Origin of the sequence: Rhizobium sp. TAL182, assembly GCF_002117725.1 — a bacterium.
Lineage (GTDB): Bacteria > Pseudomonadota > Alphaproteobacteria > Rhizobiales > Rhizobiaceae > Rhizobium > Rhizobium esperanzae.
Window position 1 is genome coordinate 277,205 of the sequence record NZ_CP021024.1, and the last position, 17,147, is coordinate 294,351.

The window sequence follows — 17,147 nt, forward strand, 5'->3', positions numbered from 1 at the left end:
GTCTGATGTCCTCACTCGATGTCAAAAGCGGTCCGAATCGCAGCAGCTGCGCCTGAACATGAACACCGACAATGCGCCGCCGTCCTTGCGCTAGGCTGTACTGACGATCCGCGAAAGCTCCTGGACGAGATTGTAGCCGTCCCAGATGGCGCCCATATCGAGCGCTCTGCCGACCGGCACCACCCGGTCGATGCCCGTCAGCCCTTCATCGATGATGAAACGGACCAGTGCGTCCCGGTCGATGCCGAAGCTGGTCAGCGTCTGGTAACGTTCGCCGACGATCCCGGCGAGGCAGCCGAGATCTGCGGTCACATATTCGTAGAAGAAGCCGTATTGGCCGCGATGCCGCTCGATATCGGAGGGCAGGGCATCCAGGCTGACGCGGTAGATCAGATTGTCGTGCCGCGTGCTCCCGCTTGCCTGCGGCAGCCTGTCTGCTGTCCGGCAAAGATTGACGAACTTGTCGACGGCATAGATCGGCGCGATCTCGTAACGCTGCTGGAGATACGACGCCATTGTCGGCCAGAACCGGTCCTGCGCCTTTGCGGCCTGCTCTTCATCGCCTTGCCAAATCACCAGATGCGGAGACGAGCAGGCATTCTGGTCAAGAAGGAAGACATCGTTGAAGAAACCCCTCGCGAGTTCCGCGATCGCCCGCTCGTCGGCCCTGAGCACGGCCTCGGCCTGCATCAGGCAGAAGGAATAACGGTCGGCGAAGGCGATATCGACGCTGCGCGGATGGGCGGGAAGCTTGCGCAGATGAGCGATCGTCGAATCGCCCCCCCAGAGCATGCGCGCCTGGCAATGAACCGACAAAGCGCCGGTGATCTCGTCATCGCGCGGATATTTTATCAGCCGGTTCATTGCGGCCAGCCGGCTGTGCACTGGCAGGGCGAACAGCCTCGCGATCTCGTCGCAGATGATCTCGACCTGCGGAAAATCCCGTTCAGGAATACGAACGATGTTGGCATTGCCGGCCAGCAGCCCGAAGGCGAAGGAAAAGGCGAAGTTGACCGGGACGTTGGCCGGCGCGATGTGAAGCACGAGGCCTCGGCCGATACGGGGATATTGCGTGCCGAATTCGCGCGCGAGTTTGGCAAGGTTCGCGGCTCGGCACCAATAGCCGAAGGCGGCGATATCGGGATACTGTCGCGCTGCCGGCAGCGCGAGCAACGCCTTCGAAAGGGCCGCCATAAATTCCATCGCCTGAGTGGAGTAGGGCGCCAGCGGCTTGCATTCCAGCGTGTTGAGCGCGCCGCCGACGCGAAGGGTGACGGGCAGTTCAGGAATTTGCTTCATAGGTGTCGCTGCAGCCTCTGACCTCGGCCTTGGCGACGCGTCCGGCCACCGAGAAATACTTGCCATGCCGCCCGCAGGGGCAGTCGTCTTCGCCGTCGATCCGGCCGATATCCTCGGTCAGCAGCGCATGCCCGGGATAACTGCGCGGTATCAGCGACATGACTTCGATCAGCCCGGTCTTTCCGACTTCGAGCGTCCGAAAATCCTTCGGATCGCGGATAATGACATCGGCATAAATCGGCGCATGCAGATGCCCCTCTTCGCATTCCAGGAAGATTGATCCCGTCTGCTCGACCATGCCGTAATAATTGACGACGCGCTTGATCCCGGCGCATTCGGTCATCGCCGCCCGGAATTCAACATTGCCGACCGCCTGATCCTGCAGCTTTTTCCAGCCCCCGCCATGCAGCAGGATGCCCCTGTCGATCGGCAGACGTCTACCCATCGCCTTCAGCGGCGCATAGAAATGCTGCCAGATCATGAAGGTGAAGCCGAACAGGAAAATCGGCTGGTCCGGGTGCCGCTCGAGAAAGGCCTCGATGGCCGGTATGTCCAGGTTCATTTCGTCGTCGAGGGCATAGGTGACGTCCTGCCCGAAGAAGGAAAAGCCGAGAATGCCGGCACCCCGCGCCGAGAAGGCGTTGCGGTTCCGCAGCACGCTCGGTGAATCGATGACTAGCATCGGCAGCCGCTTCTTGCCGAGTACTTCCGCCATCAGCCGGGCGAGGATCTTGCTTTGCAGCGCCGCGGTTTCCTTGTCGAGGTAGATTCGCGACACCTGCTGGCCGCTGGTGCCGGATGAGGTCATCGTCTTGAACACCTGACCTCTCTCGATGCTCAACAGATCCAATTCCTTGAACAGCCGAACCGGAATGAACGGCACGTCGTCCAATCCGTCCACCGCTGCCGCCCTATCGCTGACGAGGTCGAGAATGCCGCTATATTCGGCGCAATGGTCGCGATGCCATTCGGTCAGATTGCGCATGACTTCAGTCAGCGCCCCCGATTTTTCCGCGGCTTTCATCGAATAGGGCTCGCGATCGAGCCATTGGGAGGGATCAAAAACGCTCATGCGAGGCTATCCCCGGCAGATGATTTCAGTTGATTATATTGGATCTTGCCGGAATCATTCCGCGGCAGCTCGGCAATCGCATAGACGCTGATCGCTTTCGGGCTGATCTTCAGATCCGAAATGAGTTTGGCCTTGATGAGCTTACCGGCCTCGCCGGAGCCTTGAGGGAGGTAAATTTCCAGCTGATCGTCCTGGCCAGCGCAGACGACGGTGTGACCGGCCGCCAGCAACTGCGCCTCGACATCCTGCAGATTGATGCGATGGCCGAACATTTTGAGGAAACGCTTCAGGCGCCCGACGATGTAATAATCGCCTTCGGCGTCCCGGCGGGCGATATCGCCTGTGCGCAGAACGCCGCCTCGCTCGTCGCCGAGCGCCAGATCCCGATAGCCCTCCGCATAGCCCATCGAGACGTTGCGGCCGTAATATACGAGCTCGCCCGCTGCGTCGTTGCCCTCGATCTTCTGCCCGTGCTCGTCCTCGAGCCAAAAAGCGCCGCCCGGGATCGGCCGGCCGATGCTGCCGGCCTTCTCGATCGCCCTGTCGGGAGAGAGATAGGACATCCGCGCGGTGGCTTCGGTCTGCCCGTACATGCTGAAATAGCGGATACCCTTGTTGGCGCAAAGCTCGGCGAAGTCGCGCGTCAGTTCGGGCTCCATCCGCGCGCCCGCTTGCGTCAGGCTCCTGAGGCTCGGAAGATCCATGGATGGAAAGCGCAGTTTCTTCAGCATTTCGTAATGATAGGGCACGCCGCCGAAACTCGTCGCCTTCGACGATTTCAGAAAGTCCCAAAATGCCCGATCGAAGAAGGTCTTGTTGGTCAGCGCGATCGTGGCTCCCGCCAGAAGATGGCTGTGGATGATTGAAAGGCCGTAGGAATAGCTCGGCGGCAGCGTCGTGATCGGCCGCTCCTCGCCGGTCAAGACCAGATAGGTGCTGATGGCCTCGGCATTGGCGAGGATATTGTCGTGCGAAAGCCGCACGAACTTCGGCGTTCCCGTGCTTCCCGAGGTGCTGAGCAGCAGCGCCAACGAATCGTCGATCGGATAAGCTTCATCTGCCGCGGCGGCGACGAGACTATATCCCATGTGAGAGAGCAGCACATGCCCGTCGCCGAATTCACCGGCTCGGTGGTCCGGCAGCCACGCAAAACCCGGACGATAGGCCGACACCAGCTTCTCAAATTGCGCCGCCGCCAGGCTAGCGCTCAGCATCAGCGGAACGGCATCGAGTTTGAGTAGGCTGAGATAGCCCAGCAAACCGCCCGGATCGTTCTCGCACATGCAGAAGACCAGCCGCCGGGGCGTCTGTCGAAATGCGCGCTGCGCGCTGAATTCCAGCAGGCTCGAACTTGAAATGCTGGTTCCGTCGTCACATGCGAACAGAATGTGATCGATATGAGAGGAGACGGCGTCCATCAGCCGGGTGGAATTTGCAATGGGTGCTACCATCGAGACTTGGCCTGGAATTGCTATTAGCGTGTTTCACACATTTGCAATGCGCTGACATCCATCGCCAGGCCTCCTCATGAAGACCGCTGATCTCGGCGGTCATAGAAGAGATGGGGTCAACGATTCTGGAACAGTCGAATCAGTTGATGTCCTTTCAGCTTAATATGTCCGGGCCGCGATGCCAAAGGCGGTGAGTGCGAGACCCGCCGGCGATCTCGCGAAAATGGCTCAGAACTTCCAGGAGCGCCTTCCGCTCCCCGGCATGCTTCTTGCATCATTACTAATATTCTAACCTTTGGGAGAAAGTGTCATGCAATGGAACGCATCTCCGAATTTTGCACCTCTTGTCCTCTTTCTTGGCGGTCGGCGAAGGATCGTCAAGACGCTCCGAGACGCAGCCGAAGTTCTGATAATTGATTGGCCGTTCGACGATGGAGAGGAATATGTCGCGGCTGTGAAGGCTTGCGACGATGCGGTCGCGGGAGAGGCCGGGATGGAGGAATTGAGGGAATTGCTTCTTCGCGCCGCCAGAGAAGCCGGCATTACAGCTTTGTCGGTCGTATCGGAAAGCGGGAAGACGACATCCCACATGGCGGCGTGACCGGCTTCAACCTGCGCCGCTCACGGAGCGGTATCCAGGCAAGCACGTCAATGGCCTCTGTCAACAGAGCCAAGTGCGTAATTTTTGGAAGGGTTCGAATATTTGATCTTGGCAGCGATCAAAAGGAAATGGTGCCCAGAAGAGGACTCGAACCTCCACGCCTCGCGGCACAGGTACCTGAAACCTGCGCGTCTACCAATTCCGCCATCTGGGCGACGGAGAGCGATGTAAGGGGGTGGCTCGTGACTGTCAACTGGGTTTTTGAAGTTTTCCTGACAGTCTGCAAAAAACAGCCGATCACATGCGAGGGAGCGGCTGGAGGGGAGACATAGCGGTTCGCTCGGGGCGCCCTATATAGAGGGGGTCTCGAAAGGAACGCCTCATGCCCGCTGCCCGCACGCTTCTGCTCGCCGGCCTTTTTGCCGTTTTCGCGCCTGTCGTGGCCGGTGCTGATTCGCCGAAGCCGGGTCTCGGGCCGGTCAACACGGGATCGACGCTCTGCGATTTTCGCGGCTGCTTCGGTTTTGGGCCGCAGCAATGGCATCGCCCGGCCTATGTCCAGCCGAATTACCGCCCGCGCGGCGCGGGGCCGACCTATTATCTGCCGGGCGCGGCGGGGCGGCCGCAGCTGACCTATGACCCGCCGCCGGTGCGCCAGCTGCAGCCGGCACGGGATATGAACAAGCACATCGCCTGGTGCACCAATGAATACCGTTCCTATAATCCGCGGACGGATCACTTCCTCACCTATGAAGGCGTCTACAGGGTCTGCCGCTCGCCCTATCGCTGAGCGGGTTTGGTCAGCTTTCGTGCGAGACGCGGTCGACATGGCCGAGATCGCGGCCGGGCTCGATGATGTCGCGGACGCGTTGCTTCAGCTCCTTCGGCCCGGGAAAGCCGCCGTCGCGCTTACGCTCCCAGATAAGATCTCCATTGACGCGGATTTCGAAATTGCCGCCGGTGCCGGGGATCAGCGCCACCTCGCCGAGACTGTCGGAAAAGGTGCTCAGCAGCTCCTGCGCCATCCAGGCGGCGCGCAGCAGCCAGTTGCACTGGGTGCAGTAGAGGATCGAGACGCGGGCTTTTTCGGTCATGGCGTTTTCCCTTCATTTGGCGTGATTTAAGCCCTTGCAGCCTGCGGGCGCAATCGCGCATGCGCAAGCATCTTGCATGCCGTTCTTTGGCATGGTCTCTTCCTGCCGACCATCGGGGAGAACGTATGCGAGTCGCAGTCGTCGAAAATATGCGCAACACCGGCCTCGGCGCGCTTGCGACGGCGCTCGACGAGGCGGGTGCTGAGATCGAGTGGTTCCGGGTCTGGCGGAATGGCATCCTGCCGCCAGACATAGCCGGCCATGACGCGCTGGTCGTTCTCGGCGGCGAGCAGAGCGCGCTGGATGACGAGACGCATCCCTATCTGCTGGAGCTCGCCCGGCTCGCGCGCCGCTTCGGCGATGCCGGCAAGGCCGTGCTCGGCATCTGCCTGGGCAGCCAGATCCTTGCCCGCGCCTATGGCGCCGACAACCATCTCGGAACCGCCCGCGAATTCGGCTGGCACAGCATCGGCGTCACCGATGAAGGCCGTGCCGATCCGCTGCTCTCGGCGCTTGGCGGCGAATTCACCATCTTCGAGTGGCATGCCGACACCTTTTCCCTGCCTGCAGGCGCCGTTCGTCTCGCGAGCAGCCCTGTCGCTGAAAACCAAGCTTTCCGCATCGGCCGCGCCGTCTATGGCACGCAGTTTCATTTCGAGGCTGATAGAACGGTGATCGAGCAGTGGAAGGCGGAATTCCCCGATACGATCGAGCGAATCGCGCCCGGCTGGCTGGAAAGCTATGCCGAGCTGACTGCGCAGCATGCTGGTGGCGCCGATGCCGCCGGCCTTGCCATCGCCCGCGCCTGGGTCGGGCAGATCGAACGGCAAGAGGTCGAGATGCTGTCGCAGGTCCCGGCTTGAAGGGCGATGCGCTGATGGCAAGCGAACGCGAGAAGATGGTGGCGGGTCAGTGGTATTGCTGCCTTGACGACGAGCTCGATCACCTGCGCCGGCAGGCGCGGCTCGCCGTCCACGCCCACAATACGCTGCCGCCGGACGAGCGCGGCCCCGCAGCCCCCGCCCTCAGGGCGCTTTTTGCACAGGCCGCCTCCGATATCTTTATCGAAGCGCCGTTTCACTGCTCCTACGGCATCAATATCGTTCTCGGCGAGCGCGTCTATGTCAATGCCGGCTGCACCATCCTTGATTCCGGCAGCGTGACGATCGGCGATCGCACCATGTTCGGCCCGGGCGTGCAGATCTATTGCGCCGAGCATCACAAGGATCCGGCGCTTCGCAGTAGGGGAATCGAGATTGCCCGGCCGGTCGCAATCGGCAGCGACGTCTGGATCGGCGGCGCCGCCATCATCCTCGGCGGCGTGACGATCGGCGATGGCGCGATCGTGGGTGCGGGCGCCGTCGTCACGAAGGATGTGCCGGCGGGCGCAACGGTGGTCGGCAATCCCGCGCGTCCGATAAACCGCTTTTGAGATTTGCACCGGTGCGCTCCCTCGACAATGACGCCGCCTCCTCTAGATCAGAGGACGGAAGGGGAGAGATATCATGACATCACCGAATTTGCCCATGGAGGGCGGCTGCCGCTGCGGCCGGGTGCGCTTGAAGATCAGCGCTCCGCCGCTGCTGGCCATGGCCTGCCATTGCACAGGCTGCCAGAAGATGACGGCGAGCGCCTATTCGCTGAGTGCCGCCATCCCCAGCGAAGGCTTCGAGGTTGCCAAGGGCGAGCCTGTTATCGGCGGCCTGCACGGCGCCACCAAGCACTATTTCTGCCCGCACTGCATGAGCTGGATGTTCACCCGGCCGGAAGGCATGGACTGGTTCGTCAACCTACGCGTCACCATGCTCGACGACCCCAGCTGGTTCAAGCCCTTCATCGAGACATGGACGAGCGAGAAGCTGTCGTTTGCCGAGACCGGCGCGGTGTATAGTTACGAAGCGCTACCCGAGATGGACGCCTATGAGGGGCTGGTGAAGGAGTATATGGGCAGGAGGTGAGGGCTTAGAAGCCTTGGAAAAGAAAATCGACGGCAGCGACGATGCGATCGCTATCGGAGGTGAGATCCGCGGCAACGACGCCGATCTCCTTAGTGGAAACCGCACCGATAAACTGGGTCGCCATCACGTATGGCACGTCATTGATGACGAATTGCGGATTGAGCTGACGCATGATTTTGGGAAGAGCTTCCAGCGGAAGCATCGGCGCCATGATTCGCGTCGTCAGCTCGCCGTGTAGGTCTGACTGCAGATCGAGGGCGAACGCATCGCTATGCATCAGATTGTAAACATGAAACCGAGCCATCAGAACTGTCGATATTTCTGAAAAGGCAGGCCGTGCTTCTCGACATAAGCATTGGAAGCGGCGATAGCCTCGGCGTTCTCGATCCGCCACAGCCGCTCGCGTTCCGCCTTTATCGCTTTCGCGATACCTTCTTCCGCCGCCCTGGATATGTTGATCTTGAGCTCGCGGGCCTGGGAAACGAGGCTTTCATCAAGTGAAAGATTCGCTGCTTTTCTCGCCTGATGACCCATAAGGATCTCCTCGTCTTATGCGCAGATCATATGCGCATAAGACGTCATTGAGAAGCGTTATTCATCGCCCATCTTGAGCGCGGCGATGAAGGCTTCCTGCGGAATCTCCACCTTGCCGAACTGGCGCATGCGCTTCTTGCCTTCCTTCTGCTTGTCGAGCAGCTTGCGCTTGCGGGTGGCGTCGCCGCCATAGCACTTGGCCGTCACGTCCTTGCGCAACGCCGAGATGGTTTCGCGGGCAATGACGTTGCCGCCGATCGCCGCCTGGATCGGGATCTTGAACATGTGCTTCGGAATCAGCTCCTTCAGCCGCTCGCACATGTCGCGGCCGCGCTTTTCAGCTGCCATGCGATGCACGAGCATCGAGAGTGCATCGACCGGCTCGCCATTGACGAGGATCGACATCTTCACGAGGTTGCCGGCGCGGTAGCCTTCGAGGTGATAGTCGAAGGATGCGTAGCCCTTCGAGATCGATTTCAGCCGGTCGTAGAAGTCGAAGACGACTTCGTTGAGCGGCAGTTCATAGGTCACCATCGCCCGGGTGCCGACATAGGTCAGCTCGGTCTGGATGCCGCGGCGGTCCTGGCAGAGTTTCAGAATGCCCCCGAGATAATCGTCCGGCGTCATGATCGTCGCCTTGATCCAGGGCTCGCGGATTTCGGCAATCTTGACGACATCGGGCATATCGGCCGGATTGTGCAGTTCGCGCTCGCTGCCGTCGGTCATCGTCAGCTGATAGACGACGGAAGGGGCCGTGGCGATGAGGTCGAGGTCGAACTCACGTTCCAGGCGCTCCTGGATAATTTCGAGATGCAAGAGGCCGAGGAAGCCGCAGCGGAAGCCGAAGCCGAGAGCGGCAGATGATTCCATTTCGAAGGAGAAGGACGCGTCATTGAGGCGAAGCTTGCCCATCGCGGCGCGCAGATCCTCGAAATCGGCGGCATCGACCGGGAACAGGCCGCAGAACACCACCGGCTGCGCCGGCTTGAAGCCCGGCAAGGCTTCCGCGGTCGGGCGCTTGTCTTCGGTAATCGTATCGCCGACGCGCGTATCGGCGACTTCCTTGATCGAGGCGGTGATAAAACCGATCTCGCCGGGGCCGAGGCTGTCGACATTGACCATCTTCGGCGTCAGCACGCCGACGCGCTCAACCTGGTATTTCGCATCCGTGCCCATCATGCGGATCGTCTGGCCCTTGGTCAGCACGCCGTCGATGACGCGCACGAGAACCATGACGCCGAGATAGGTGTCGTACCAGCTGTCGACGAGCAGCGCCTTCAGTGGCGCCTTGTCGCCGCCCGGGCTCTTCGGCGCCGGCAGCTTGTGGACGATCGCTTCCAGCACGTCGGGAATGCCGAGGCCGGTCTTGGCCGAAATCAGCACGGCCTCGGAAGCGTCGATGCCGATCACTTCCTCGATCTGTTCCTTGATCCGGTCGGGTTCGGCGGCCGGCAGGTCGATCTTGTTGAGCACGGTGACGAGCTCGTGGTTGTTGTCGATCGCCTGGTAGACATTGGCGAGCGTCTGCGCTTCCACGCCCTGGCTGGCGTCGACGACCAGCAGCGAGCCCTCGCAGGCCGACAGCGACCGCGAGACTTCATAGGCGAAGTCGACGTGGCCGGGCGTGTCGATCAGGTTGAGAATATATTTCTCGCCATTGTTCGCCTGGTAGTGCAGGCGCACGGTCTGGGCCTTGATGGTGATGCCGCGTTCGCGCTCGATCTCCATATTGTCGAGCACTTGCTCGGACATTTCGCGCTCGGCAAGTCCGCCCGTCGTCTGGATCAGGCGGTCGGCCAGCGTCGATTTGCCGTGGTCGATATGGGCCACGATCGAGAAGTTGCGGATATGGGACAGCGGAGTGGTCGAATTGGTGCTCATGCGCGCCATATAGCAGCGCCGCCCCCTGCCGCAAAGCGGTAATTATCCCGGATTTTACGCTATTTTGCGGGTCTGCCCAGCGTGCGTCAGACCGGCCAGGTCTCCAGCCGCCAGGCCGAATCCCAGAACATCCATTCATACTGCGAGGCGCGCACGAAAACGTCCATCATCGCGGCACGCTCCGTCTCCGATGCCGCGCGGGCGGCGATATCGGTCAGTGCGATCACCTCGCGGGCGCCGGCTGCAAATTGCGGATCGCCATAGGTGTTGATCCAGGCCTGAAAAACATTGCCGTCGATCGCCGGCCTGCCTTTGATGCCTTCGCCGACATGCATGTAGATCCAGAAGCAGGGCAGGATGGCCGAAAGCGCAACGGCATAGGAGCTGTGATAGGCGGTCGCCAGAAGGAAATTCGTATAGGCGAAACAGGAAGGCGAGGGCTCGGCGGCCGTCACATCCGCGCTCGAAATGCCGAATTGCGAGAGGAAGCCCGCATGCAGGCCCTGCTCGACGGTGATGGCCTTCTGCGCCGAACCGAGGAAGCGCAGCACCTGTGCATTGTCGGGCGCCTTGGCCGCGACGATGGCGAGGCACCGGGCATAATGCTTCAGATAGATTGCGTCTTGCAGGATGTAGTGACGGAAAACCTCCGGCGGCAGCGTGCCGTCCGAAAGCCGTTCCAAGAGCGGCAATCGCTCGATCTCGGCCATAAGAGGTTTGATCTGCTCCCAGGCGGCGGCCGTGAAGCTTCCCGTGATTTCGGTGTTCTGCATGCTGCCGTCCATGATGTCCTCCGCTCTGCAAGGGCCGCTGCCATATATCGGCGGCGCGGGGGTGAAGGCAAGCGAGATGAAGCATCGAGGGAGGCTTGATTCTATCATGAGATAATGTAGTTCTCATATAGTAGAATCATGGATCGGCGATGGAACAGGAACTCGAACAGGCGATCGGCAGCCGCATTCGCACCTTGCGGCTGGAAAAGGGCCTGACGCTGGATGAGCTTGCCGAGGCGTCGGGCGTCAGCCGCGCAATGATTTCGCGCATCGAGCGGGCGGAGGCGAGCCCGACCGCCTCGCTGCTGGCAAGGGTCTGCGCCGCGCTCGGCCTGTCGCTCTCAGCCTTCTTTGCAGAGGAGGGGCAGCAGGCCTCGCCGCTGGCGCGGCGGCAGGAGCAGCAGGTCTGGCGCGATCCGGAGACCGGTTATCTCAGGCGCGCGGTATCGGCGCCCGGCACCGGCTCCGCCGTCGATATCGTCGAAGTCGAATTTCCACCCGGCGCCCGCGTCAGCTTCCCACCGCATGCGGCATCCCATGACATGACGCAGCATGTCTGGCTCTTCGACGGCGAGTTGGAGATGACGGCGGGTGAGACGGTCTACCGGCTGCGTCCAGGCGATTGCCTTTTCATGCCGGTCGGCGAGGGCCATTCCTTTTATAATCCCGGCGATGCGCCGGCGCGCTATTGCGTCGTGCTCGATCGCGGCGGCCGATGACGACCTTCATTTCAGGAGAAGAACATGCCTGACATTCGCATCCTTTCTGCCGAGGAGGCCCGCGCTGCCATTCCGGCCCTCTCGGAGGTGCTGGCCGATTGCGTCACGGGCGGCGCCTCCGTCGGCTTCATGCAGCCCTATGGACCTGAAGATGCCGAGCCCTATTGGCTGGACGTTGCCGATGCGGTTGCCGGCGGCGGCAGCCTGCTTGTTGTCGCCGAACTCGATGGCCGGATCGTCGGCACGGTGCAGGTGGGCGCCGCGCAGATGCCGAACCAGCCGCATCGCGGCGATCTGAAGAAGCTCCTGGTGCATCGTTCCGCCCGCGGGCGCGGCCTTGCCCGGCTGCTGATGGAAGCCGCCGAACGCGAGGCGGCCGCCCGCGGCAAGACCCTGCTCGTGCTCGATACGGCAACCGGCAGCGATGCCGAGGCGATCTATCCCCGCCTGGGCTGGCAGCGCGTCGGCGTCATTCCCGATTATGCTCTGTGGCCGGAAGGCGGCTTTTGCGACACCACCTTGTTCTACAAGCGGCTCGCCTGATTGCACCAGATCGACTCAAGCCAACCGGCCGAATACCGGAAACGCACCCGCAACTGTAGCGCCCGCTGTCCACACGGCCGCATTCCAGCCGAACTGTCGCGCCGCTTCGACATTTTCCGCCATATCATCGATGAAGGCGATGTCACCGGGCGGGACGCCCGCGCGCTCGGTTGCAAGCCTGAAGAAGTCCAGAGAAGGTTTCCGGTGCCCGAGGGCTGCGGAATAGAGGATGTCGTCGAAATGCACGCCAAGGCCGGCCTGTTCCATCAGATAGCGCGCTCGCCTATGCTCCTGGTTGGTCGCCAGGAAGAGCGTGACACCGCTATGTCGAAGCGCGACGAGCTCTTCCAAGAGATAGCGGTCGATGCGGGAATCGTTTTCAAACCAGTAATCGATCAGCGTCGCGGCGCTGAGATGAGGCGCGATTTTTGCCAACACCTGGGCGAGCTTCGGTTCCAGCGCCTCGCGCCCAACGATGATCTCGCCCCAGTGAGTCTGGAAGAATTCCCGCTGCAGCAGCTCGAGACTAAGTCCCAGATCGCGTTCCAGAAATGTGAAGAGAGGGAGGCCGTCGGCCGGACGCCCATGAACCAGCACGCCATCGACATCGACCATCAACACTTTCATGCGGCAGATTCCCTCGCTCCGGAACGGCGGCCGAAGGTGGCTTCGTTTGCTTGGGCAATCAAGAGCGCCATGCCGCTTTTTTGTTGGCCCCGCTCCATGTAAGTGTCGATCTCGCCGATCGATTTTTGTTCAAGGACAGGATCTGAAATGCGCGTCATTTATTCCGAAGACCACAAGCTGCGCGATGCCAGGACCGAGCTCTATGCCGGCCAGCTGGTGACGCCCTTCGAGGCGCCGTTTCGCGCCGAGTGGATCCTGACGGCGGTCACTGAAGCCGGTTTCCGGGATGTCGTGGCGCCGGATGCGCATGGGCTGGATACGGCCCGAAAGGTGCATGATCCCGCCTATCTCGATTTTCTCGCCACCGTCTGGGATCGCTGGGTCGCGGCCGGCTTCGAGGGTGAGGCGATCGCCAATTCCTTCCCGGTCCGCCGCACCAGCCAGCGCGTGCCCGACAATATCGTCGGCGCGATCGGCCATTACGCCAATGCCGCCGACACCTCCATCACCAAAGGCTCCTACGAAGCGGCGATCGCCTCGATGCGTTGCGCCGTCACAGCCGCGGATTGGCTGAATGCCGGCAACCGTTTCGCCTTTGCGCTCTGCCGTCCGCCCGGCCATCATGCCGGCATCGATCTCTTCGGCGGCTATTGTTTCATCAACAATGCGGGCGTCGCGGCCCAGGGGCTCATCGATCACGGTGCGAAGAAGGTCGCCGTGCTCGATGTCGATTTCCACCATGGCAACGGCACGCAGGATCTCTTCTATCACAGAGGCGATGTCTTCACCGCCTCGCTGCATGGCGATCCCCTGTTCGCCTTTCCCTATTTCCTCGGTCATGCCGATGAGGAAGGGGAGGGGGAGGGCGCCGGTGCCAACCGCAACTATCCGATGCCGCCGCACACGCCCTGGCAGGTCTGGTCTTCGGCCCTTGCCGATGCTCTCGCTCGCATCAAGGCCTTCGGCGCCGAGGCGATCGTCGTGGCCCTCGGCGTCGATACCTTCGAGCGCGACCCGATTTCCTTCTTCCAGCTGAAATCCGAAGATTTCATTCGCATGGGAGAGATGATCTCCGCCGCCGGCCTGCCCGTCGTCACCTGCATGGAGGGCGGTTACGGCGTGCCGGAAATCGGCCTCAACGTCGCCAATGTCCTCAAGGGCCTGGAAGCCTGATCGCTTGATATGACCGACGAGACTGTCTCCTCCGATACACCGACACCACGCATGCTGAGCTGGGCGCGCAACTCCGCCATTTATCGCTTGGAGCGGCGGATGATGACCGAAAAGCAGCTGTTTGATGCCATCACTCGCAAGGCGAAAGAGAAGTTCGAGAATATCGGCGCGGCGCAACTCAAAGCCCTTGCCGATTTCGCCGTCAGGTTCGCCTATGACAACAAGGCGCTCGATGATGGCGCCTATGCCGAGATCAGCACGCGTTCCCAGCTGCGCGGCGGCAAATCGAAGCGCGCCATCGCCCGGAAACTTGCGGCCAAGGGCGTCTCCGGCGACAAGGTCGAGGCCGCCCTCGAGCAGGCTGACGATCTCTATGCCGCGACGATCTTCGCCCGCAAACGCGCCTTCGGCCCCTTCCGCCGCGTCGAGCTTGATGAAAAGCGAAAGGCCAAAGAGCTTTCGGCCTTCGCCCGCAACGGCTTCAGCTTCGACATCGGCAGGAAGGTGTTCGACATGAGTTTGGAGGATGCCGAAGACGTCATCCTGGTCGGCCATCTTTGATATCGCATAAGGCCTTTTGCTGGCCGGATCAGAAGTTTGAATTTGTCGCTCGCAAGCCGTCTTCGTAAGAAGAGCGCACAATCGGGGACGAGCATGGAAGAAAGAGCAAATGCCGGCGCGGGCACGCTGACCGCAGAGGCGTCAACAGCATTTGGCGGAGTAGCGACCGGTGGCCTGATGTGCCTCCTGTCCATGTCGTCGATCCAGTTCGGCGCCGCACTCTCATCCTCAGTCATCTCAACCTATGGACCGGCCGGCGCGAGCTGGCTGCGCCTGGCTTTTGCGGCCATCATTCTTGCCCTTGTCGTGCGGCCGCGCATCGTCAGCTACAACAGGGCGCAATGGACGAGCGCACTGGTTCTCGGCGCGACGACAGCGCTGATGACCATAAGCTTCTTCGCGTCGATCGAGCGCATTCCGCTCGGTCTTGCCGTGGCGATCGATTTTCTCGGTCCGCTGTCCGTAGCGACCATTGGCTATGGCCTCAGCCGGCGCCTCATCTGGCCGCTCATTGCGGCACTTGGCGTTCTGGCCCTCGCCCATGACGGTGAAGGCTGGGTGGGCGATATCGGGGGCATTCTCTTTGCGCTCGGCGCGGGAACCGGTTGGGCGATCTATATCGTCCTAACAAAAAAGATCGGCGCGAGCTTCAAGGGGCTGGAAGGGCTGTCCATGTCGTTGATGGTCGCCGCTCTTGTCGCGACACCCTTCGGCTTTGCCGGCGCCATGCCGAAGCTCGATGCTTACGGCCTGATTGAAATGGCGGGCCTTGCCATTCTTGTGCCGCTGCTGCCCTACACGCTGGAACTGATTGCCCTGCGGCGCATGCCGACAGCCTCCTTCGGCATTCTCATGAGCCTCGAGCCGGCCATTGCGGCACTCGCAGGTTTCGTCATTCTGGCGCAGCCGATGACGCTGCTGCAGATGGCCGGAACTGCCTTGGTGGTCGCCGCAAGTGCCGGCGCGACCTTTTCCGCAAGATAGTGATCAGCCCACCTTTTTCGCGGGATCGTCGAGAGCGGGATTGTAGAACAGCGACAGCGTCAGGCTTTTGGCGATCCGCTCGGCGGTTGCCATGAACCAGGCCTTGGCTTCCGGCGAGGGGGCGACATCGTCGAGCGTTGCGGCAAACAGCGACAGCCACTTCGGAAAAAGATCGGGCGTTACGTTCTGAACGCCCGTATGCGCCTGCACCGGCTTGCCGCCATAGGCGCCGGTGCGGAAGGCGACGGCCGACCAGAAGCTCTTCATCTTCTCCATATGCTCCGGCCAGCGGCCGGAAAGCCGCGCATCGAACACCGGCCCGAGATCGGGATGCTCCAGCACGCGCCCGTAAAACGTTTCGACCAGTCTGCCGATAAAGGCCTCGTCGACCCCCATCGCCCGCATCTCGGCCTCCGCCTTTTCGCGGATCGCCGCGACATGGGCAGGGCGGCCCTGAATGTCATTGTTCATCATAAACCCCGGCGCCGCTTGATGCGGCAGCCTCCATATAGGTCTTTACCTCAGCGAACCAAAGCCGCTCGTGCGGATTGCGGCAATCTGTCAGCCGGTCCGCCCCCGCCACTTGACCACCATCGCTTCCTTGCTTAGGTTTAGAATTATTCTAAATTGTTGGAGAAGTTTATGCTGGCGCGTTTTTTCAGGTCGCCGAAACGATCCTTTGACTCGCTCTCCGAGCAGGAGATTCTCGCCCTTGCGATTGCCTCCGAGGAAGATGACGCCCGCATCTATCTCGCCTATGCCGATAGGCTGCGCCCTGAATTTCCGGCTTCGGCCAAGGTCTTTGAAGATATGGCCGAGGTCGAGGACACGCACCGCAAATCGCTGTTCGAAATCCATCGCCAGCGTTTCGGCGAGCGTATTCCGCTGATCCGGCGCGAGCATGTGCAAGGTTTTTACGAGCGCAAGCCGGACTGGCTGAGAGCCAACCTGTCACTCGACGCGATGCGGCAGGAAACCGAGGCGATGGAGGAGCAGGCCTATCGTTTTTATGTCGAAGCGGCAAAGCGCACCACCGACGCCTCGACGCGTGAACTGCTCGGCGACCTTGCACTCGCCGAACAAGGGCACGAAGACATCGCCCGCATGCTTGGCGACAAACATACGCCTGAGGATATCAGGCGCGACGAGGACGAGACGGCGCACAGGCAATTCGTGCTGACCTATGTGCAGCCGGGTCTGGCCGGCTTGATGGATGGCTCGGTCTCGACGCTGGCGCCGATCTTTGCCGCCGCCTTCGCCACCCAGGATACATGGCAGACCTTCCTGGTCGGCCTTTCCGCCTCCGTCGGCGCCGGCATCTCGATGGGCTTCACCGAAGCCGCCCATGACGACGGCAAGATCTCGGGCCGGGGCTCGCCGGTCAAACGTGGCCTTGCCTGCGGCATCATGACGGCGCTCGGCGGCCTCGGCCACGCGCTGCCCTATCTGATCCCGCATTTCTGGACCGCGACGATCACCGCCGCCATCATCGTCTTCTTCGAACTCTGGGCAATCGCCTTCATCCAGAACCGCTACATGGAAACGCCGTTCCTGCGCGCCGCCTTCCAGGTCGTGCTCGGCGGCGGCCTGGTCCTCGCCGCCGGCATCCTGATCGGGAATGGGTGAGGAGCGGTCGGCGAAGCCGAGCAATCGATCCAGTGAATCGATTGCAGCGACGAACGCCCTGAGCCGAAGCGAAGGGCCGGGAAACGGTGCGGCATATTAACACCCCATCTCAGGCGGCACGCACCACGATCAGCCCTCATCCTTGTACCCCGCAAGGGCCCTCGAAGGACGAGGGCGGGTGGCTGAACGCCGCTCATCAGCATTTGCCGGGACCGGTGGCCAGCCCCGCCCTTCGAGGCTTCGCCTATGGG

Annotated in this window: 22 protein-coding genes and 1 tRNA gene; 11 read left to right on the forward strand and 12 right to left on the reverse strand. The window is 61.5% G+C overall.

What is annotated here, in order from left to right:
* Positions 1–90: 90 nt before the first annotated feature.
* The 3 genes from Tal182_RS01370 to Tal182_RS01380 are packed head-to-tail and all read right to left on the reverse strand — an operon-like array spanning position 91 to position 3,822.
* Positions 91–1,299: an acyl-CoA reductase gene (locus tag Tal182_RS01370; RefSeq protein ID WP_164517752.1), complete on the reverse strand. Its 1,209-nt coding sequence runs from the start codon at positions 1,297–1,299 to the stop codon at positions 91–93.
* Entirely contained in the window at positions 1,283–2,371 is a 1,089-nt protein-coding gene (locus Tal182_RS01375; protein WP_085857830.1) for an acyl-protein synthetase, read from the reverse strand. Before Tal182_RS01375 ends, Tal182_RS01370 begins: the two co-directional genes overlap by 17 nt.
* Positions 2,368–3,822: an AMP-binding protein gene (locus Tal182_RS01380; protein ID WP_085857831.1), complete on the reverse strand. Its 1,455-nt coding sequence runs from the start codon at positions 3,820–3,822 to the stop codon at positions 2,368–2,370. Before Tal182_RS01380 ends, Tal182_RS01375 begins: the two co-directional genes overlap by 4 nt.
* A gap of 310 nt (positions 3,823–4,132) precedes the next feature.
* Between Tal182_RS01380 and Tal182_RS01385 the strand changes: the two genes are divergently transcribed.
* A complete protein-coding gene (locus Tal182_RS01385) occupies positions 4,133–4,423 on the forward strand; it encodes a DUF982 domain-containing protein (protein WP_064800326.1) in 291 nt (96 codons plus the stop codon).
* 129 nt (positions 4,424–4,552) lie between these two features.
* On the opposite strand, the gene Tal182_RS01390 is transcribed toward Tal182_RS01385, so the two are convergent.
* Positions 4,553–4,637 (reverse strand) — tRNA-Leu (locus Tal182_RS01390).
* A 168-nt stretch (positions 4,638–4,805) separates the two neighbouring features.
* Here Tal182_RS01390 and Tal182_RS01395 point away from each other — a divergent pair.
* Positions 4,806–5,213: a BA14K family protein gene (locus Tal182_RS01395; protein WP_085857832.1), complete on the forward strand. Its 408-nt coding sequence runs from the start codon at positions 4,806–4,808 to the stop codon at positions 5,211–5,213.
* A 10-nt stretch (positions 5,214–5,223) separates the two neighbouring features.
* Here the strand turns inward: Tal182_RS01395 and Tal182_RS01400 are convergent, their stop codons facing one another.
* Positions 5,224–5,517, reverse strand: a complete 294-nt coding sequence (locus Tal182_RS01400) for a SelT/SelW/SelH family protein (RefSeq protein ID WP_011423629.1) — start codon at positions 5,515–5,517, stop codon at positions 5,224–5,226.
* A 125-nt stretch (positions 5,518–5,642) separates the two neighbouring features.
* On the opposite strand from Tal182_RS01400, the gene Tal182_RS01405 reads away from it, so the two are divergent.
* The 3 genes from Tal182_RS01405 to Tal182_RS01415 all read left to right on the forward strand — a co-directional run bounded on the left by Tal182_RS01405 (position 5,643) and on the right by Tal182_RS01415 (position 7,475).
* Entirely contained in the window at positions 5,643–6,380 is a 738-nt protein-coding gene (locus Tal182_RS01405; RefSeq protein WP_085857833.1) for a type 1 glutamine amidotransferase, read from the forward strand.
* Positions 6,381–6,391: 11 nt separating this feature from the next.
* Positions 6,392–6,949 carry a sugar O-acetyltransferase gene (locus tag Tal182_RS01410; RefSeq protein ID WP_085860766.1) on the forward strand — a complete coding sequence of 186 codons (558 nt, stop codon included), beginning with the start codon at positions 6,392–6,394 and terminating at the stop codon, positions 6,947–6,949.
* Positions 6,950–7,022: 73 nt separating this feature from the next.
* Positions 7,023–7,475 carry a GFA family protein gene (locus tag Tal182_RS01415; RefSeq protein ID WP_064800329.1) on the forward strand — a complete coding sequence of 151 codons (453 nt, stop codon included), beginning with the start codon at positions 7,023–7,025 and terminating at the stop codon, positions 7,473–7,475.
* Positions 7,476–7,479: 4 nt separating this feature from the next.
* Here Tal182_RS01415 and Tal182_RS01420 read toward each other — a convergent pair whose 3' ends face one another.
* The 4 genes from Tal182_RS01420 to tenA all read right to left on the reverse strand — a co-directional run bounded on the left by Tal182_RS01420 (position 7,480) and on the right by tenA (position 10,675).
* Positions 7,480–7,779 carry a CcdB family protein gene (locus Tal182_RS01420; protein WP_064800330.1) on the reverse strand — a complete coding sequence of 100 codons (300 nt, stop codon included), beginning with the start codon at positions 7,777–7,779 and terminating at the stop codon, positions 7,480–7,482.
* Positions 7,779–8,009: a type II toxin-antitoxin system CcdA family antitoxin gene (locus Tal182_RS01425; RefSeq protein WP_085857834.1), complete on the reverse strand. Its 231-nt coding sequence runs from the start codon at positions 8,007–8,009 to the stop codon at positions 7,779–7,781. The genes Tal182_RS01420 and Tal182_RS01425 overlap by 1 nt, the downstream gene beginning before the upstream one ends.
* Before the next feature lie 57 nt (positions 8,010–8,066).
* Positions 8,067–9,899 (reverse strand): translation elongation factor 4, encoded by a 1,833-nt coding sequence (lepA, locus tag Tal182_RS01430; RefSeq protein WP_064800332.1) that lies wholly within the window; start codon positions 9,897–9,899, stop codon positions 8,067–8,069.
* Positions 9,900–9,976: 77 nt separating this feature from the next.
* Positions 9,977–10,675, reverse strand: coding sequence for a thiaminase II (gene tenA / locus Tal182_RS01435; protein WP_085857835.1), 699 nt, complete (start codon positions 10,673–10,675; stop codon positions 9,977–9,979).
* Positions 10,676–10,812: 137 nt separating this feature from the next.
* Here tenA and Tal182_RS01440 point away from each other — a divergent pair, with 137 nt between their 5' ends.
* Positions 10,813–11,382 (forward strand): XRE family transcriptional regulator, encoded by a 570-nt coding sequence (locus Tal182_RS01440; RefSeq protein ID WP_085857836.1) that lies wholly within the window; start codon positions 10,813–10,815, stop codon positions 11,380–11,382.
* Positions 11,383–11,406: 24 nt separating this feature from the next.
* On the forward strand, positions 11,407–11,925 hold the full coding sequence (locus Tal182_RS01445; RefSeq protein WP_064800335.1) for a GNAT family N-acetyltransferase: 519 nt from the start codon (positions 11,407–11,409) through the stop codon (positions 11,923–11,925).
* Positions 11,926–11,940: 15 nt separating this feature from the next.
* On the opposite strand, the gene Tal182_RS01450 is transcribed toward Tal182_RS01445, so the two are convergent.
* Positions 11,941–12,552, reverse strand: coding sequence for an HAD-IA family hydrolase (locus Tal182_RS01450; RefSeq protein WP_085857837.1), 612 nt, complete (start codon positions 12,550–12,552; stop codon positions 11,941–11,943).
* On the reverse strand, positions 12,549–12,710 hold the full coding sequence (locus tag Tal182_RS32065) for a hypothetical protein (protein ID WP_164517753.1): 162 nt from the start codon (positions 12,708–12,710) through the stop codon (positions 12,549–12,551). The genes Tal182_RS01450 and Tal182_RS32065 overlap by 4 nt, the downstream gene beginning before the upstream one ends.
* On the opposite strand from Tal182_RS32065, the gene Tal182_RS01455 reads away from it, so the two are divergent.
* From Tal182_RS01455 to Tal182_RS01465, 3 genes are all read left to right on the forward strand, one after another.
* Complete coding sequence (locus Tal182_RS01455) at positions 12,700–13,725, forward strand: histone deacetylase family protein (protein WP_085857838.1); 1,026 nt, start codon at positions 12,700–12,702, stop codon at positions 13,723–13,725. The two genes, Tal182_RS32065 and Tal182_RS01455, sit on opposite strands and share 11 nt — an antisense overlap.
* A gap of 9 nt (positions 13,726–13,734) precedes the next feature.
* Positions 13,735–14,286, forward strand: coding sequence for a recombination regulator RecX (gene recX, locus Tal182_RS01460; RefSeq protein WP_064800338.1), 552 nt, complete (start codon positions 13,735–13,737; stop codon positions 14,284–14,286).
* Between the two features lie 93 nt (positions 14,287–14,379).
* Positions 14,380–15,270: an EamA family transporter gene (locus Tal182_RS01465; protein ID WP_085857839.1), complete on the forward strand. Its 891-nt coding sequence runs from the start codon at positions 14,380–14,382 to the stop codon at positions 15,268–15,270.
* 3 nt (positions 15,271–15,273) lie between these two features.
* Here the strand turns inward: Tal182_RS01465 and Tal182_RS01470 are convergent, their stop codons facing one another.
* Positions 15,274–15,741 (reverse strand): truncated hemoglobin, encoded by a 468-nt coding sequence (locus Tal182_RS01470; RefSeq protein ID WP_064805834.1) that lies wholly within the window; start codon positions 15,739–15,741, stop codon positions 15,274–15,276.
* Between the two features lie 171 nt (positions 15,742–15,912).
* Between Tal182_RS01470 and mbfA the strand changes: the two genes are divergently transcribed.
* On the forward strand, positions 15,913–16,896 hold the full coding sequence (mbfA, locus tag Tal182_RS01475) for an iron exporter MbfA (RefSeq protein ID WP_064800340.1): 984 nt from the start codon (positions 15,913–15,915) through the stop codon (positions 16,894–16,896).
* Positions 16,897–17,147: the final 251 nt, after the last annotated feature.

Excerpts from the sequence above, each read along its gene's own strand:
- Tal182_RS01370 (WP_164517752.1), bottom strand. The coding sequence starts at position 1,299 with ATGAAGCAAATTCCTGAACTGCCCGTCACCCTTCGCGTCGGCGGCGCG.
- Tal182_RS01375 (WP_085857830.1), bottom strand. The coding sequence starts at position 2,371 with ATGAGCGTTTTTGATCCCTCCCAATGGCTCGATCGCGAGCCCTATTCG.
- Tal182_RS01380 (WP_085857831.1), bottom strand. The coding sequence starts at position 3,822 with ATGGTAGCACCCATTGCAAATTCCACCCGGCTGATGGACGCCGTCTCC.
- Tal182_RS01385 (WP_064800326.1), top strand. The coding sequence starts at position 4,133 with ATGCAATGGAACGCATCTCCGAATTTTGCACCTCTTGTCCTCTTTCTT.
- Tal182_RS01395 (WP_085857832.1), top strand. The coding sequence starts at position 4,806 with ATGCCCGCTGCCCGCACGCTTCTGCTCGCCGGCCTTTTTGCCGTTTTC.
- Tal182_RS01400 (WP_011423629.1), bottom strand. The coding sequence starts at position 5,517 with ATGACCGAAAAAGCCCGCGTCTCGATCCTCTACTGCACCCAGTGCAAC.
- Tal182_RS01405 (WP_085857833.1), top strand. The coding sequence starts at position 5,643 with ATGCGAGTCGCAGTCGTCGAAAATATGCGCAACACCGGCCTCGGCGCG.
- Tal182_RS01415 (WP_064800329.1), top strand. The coding sequence starts at position 7,023 with ATGACATCACCGAATTTGCCCATGGAGGGCGGCTGCCGCTGCGGCCGG.
- Tal182_RS01420 (WP_064800330.1), bottom strand. The coding sequence starts at position 7,779 with ATGGCTCGGTTTCATGTTTACAATCTGATGCATAGCGATGCGTTCGCC.
- Tal182_RS01425 (WP_085857834.1), bottom strand. The coding sequence starts at position 8,009 with ATGGGTCATCAGGCGAGAAAAGCAGCGAATCTTTCACTTGATGAAAGC.
- lepA (WP_064800332.1), bottom strand. The coding sequence starts at position 9,899 with ATGGCGCGCATGAGCACCAATTCGACCACTCCGCTGTCCCATATCCGC.
- tenA (WP_085857835.1), bottom strand. The coding sequence starts at position 10,675 with ATGGACGGCAGCATGCAGAACACCGAAATCACGGGAAGCTTCACGGCC.
- Tal182_RS01440 (WP_085857836.1), top strand. The coding sequence starts at position 10,813 with ATGGAACAGGAACTCGAACAGGCGATCGGCAGCCGCATTCGCACCTTG.
- Tal182_RS01445 (WP_064800335.1), top strand. The coding sequence starts at position 11,407 with ATGCCTGACATTCGCATCCTTTCTGCCGAGGAGGCCCGCGCTGCCATT.
- Tal182_RS01450 (WP_085857837.1), bottom strand. The coding sequence starts at position 12,552 with ATGAAAGTGTTGATGGTCGATGTCGATGGCGTGCTGGTTCATGGGCGT.
- Tal182_RS01455 (WP_085857838.1), top strand. The coding sequence starts at position 12,700 with ATGCGCGTCATTTATTCCGAAGACCACAAGCTGCGCGATGCCAGGACC.
- Tal182_RS32065 (WP_164517753.1), bottom strand. The coding sequence starts at position 12,710 with ATGACGCGCATTTCAGATCCTGTCCTTGAACAAAAATCGATCGGCGAG.
- recX (WP_064800338.1), top strand. The coding sequence starts at position 13,735 with ATGACCGACGAGACTGTCTCCTCCGATACACCGACACCACGCATGCTG.
- Tal182_RS01465 (WP_085857839.1), top strand. The coding sequence starts at position 14,380 with ATGGAAGAAAGAGCAAATGCCGGCGCGGGCACGCTGACCGCAGAGGCG.
- Tal182_RS01470 (WP_064805834.1), bottom strand. The coding sequence starts at position 15,741 with ATGAACAATGACATTCAGGGCCGCCCTGCCCATGTCGCGGCGATCCGC.
- mbfA (WP_064800340.1), top strand. The coding sequence starts at position 15,913 with ATGCTGGCGCGTTTTTTCAGGTCGCCGAAACGATCCTTTGACTCGCTC.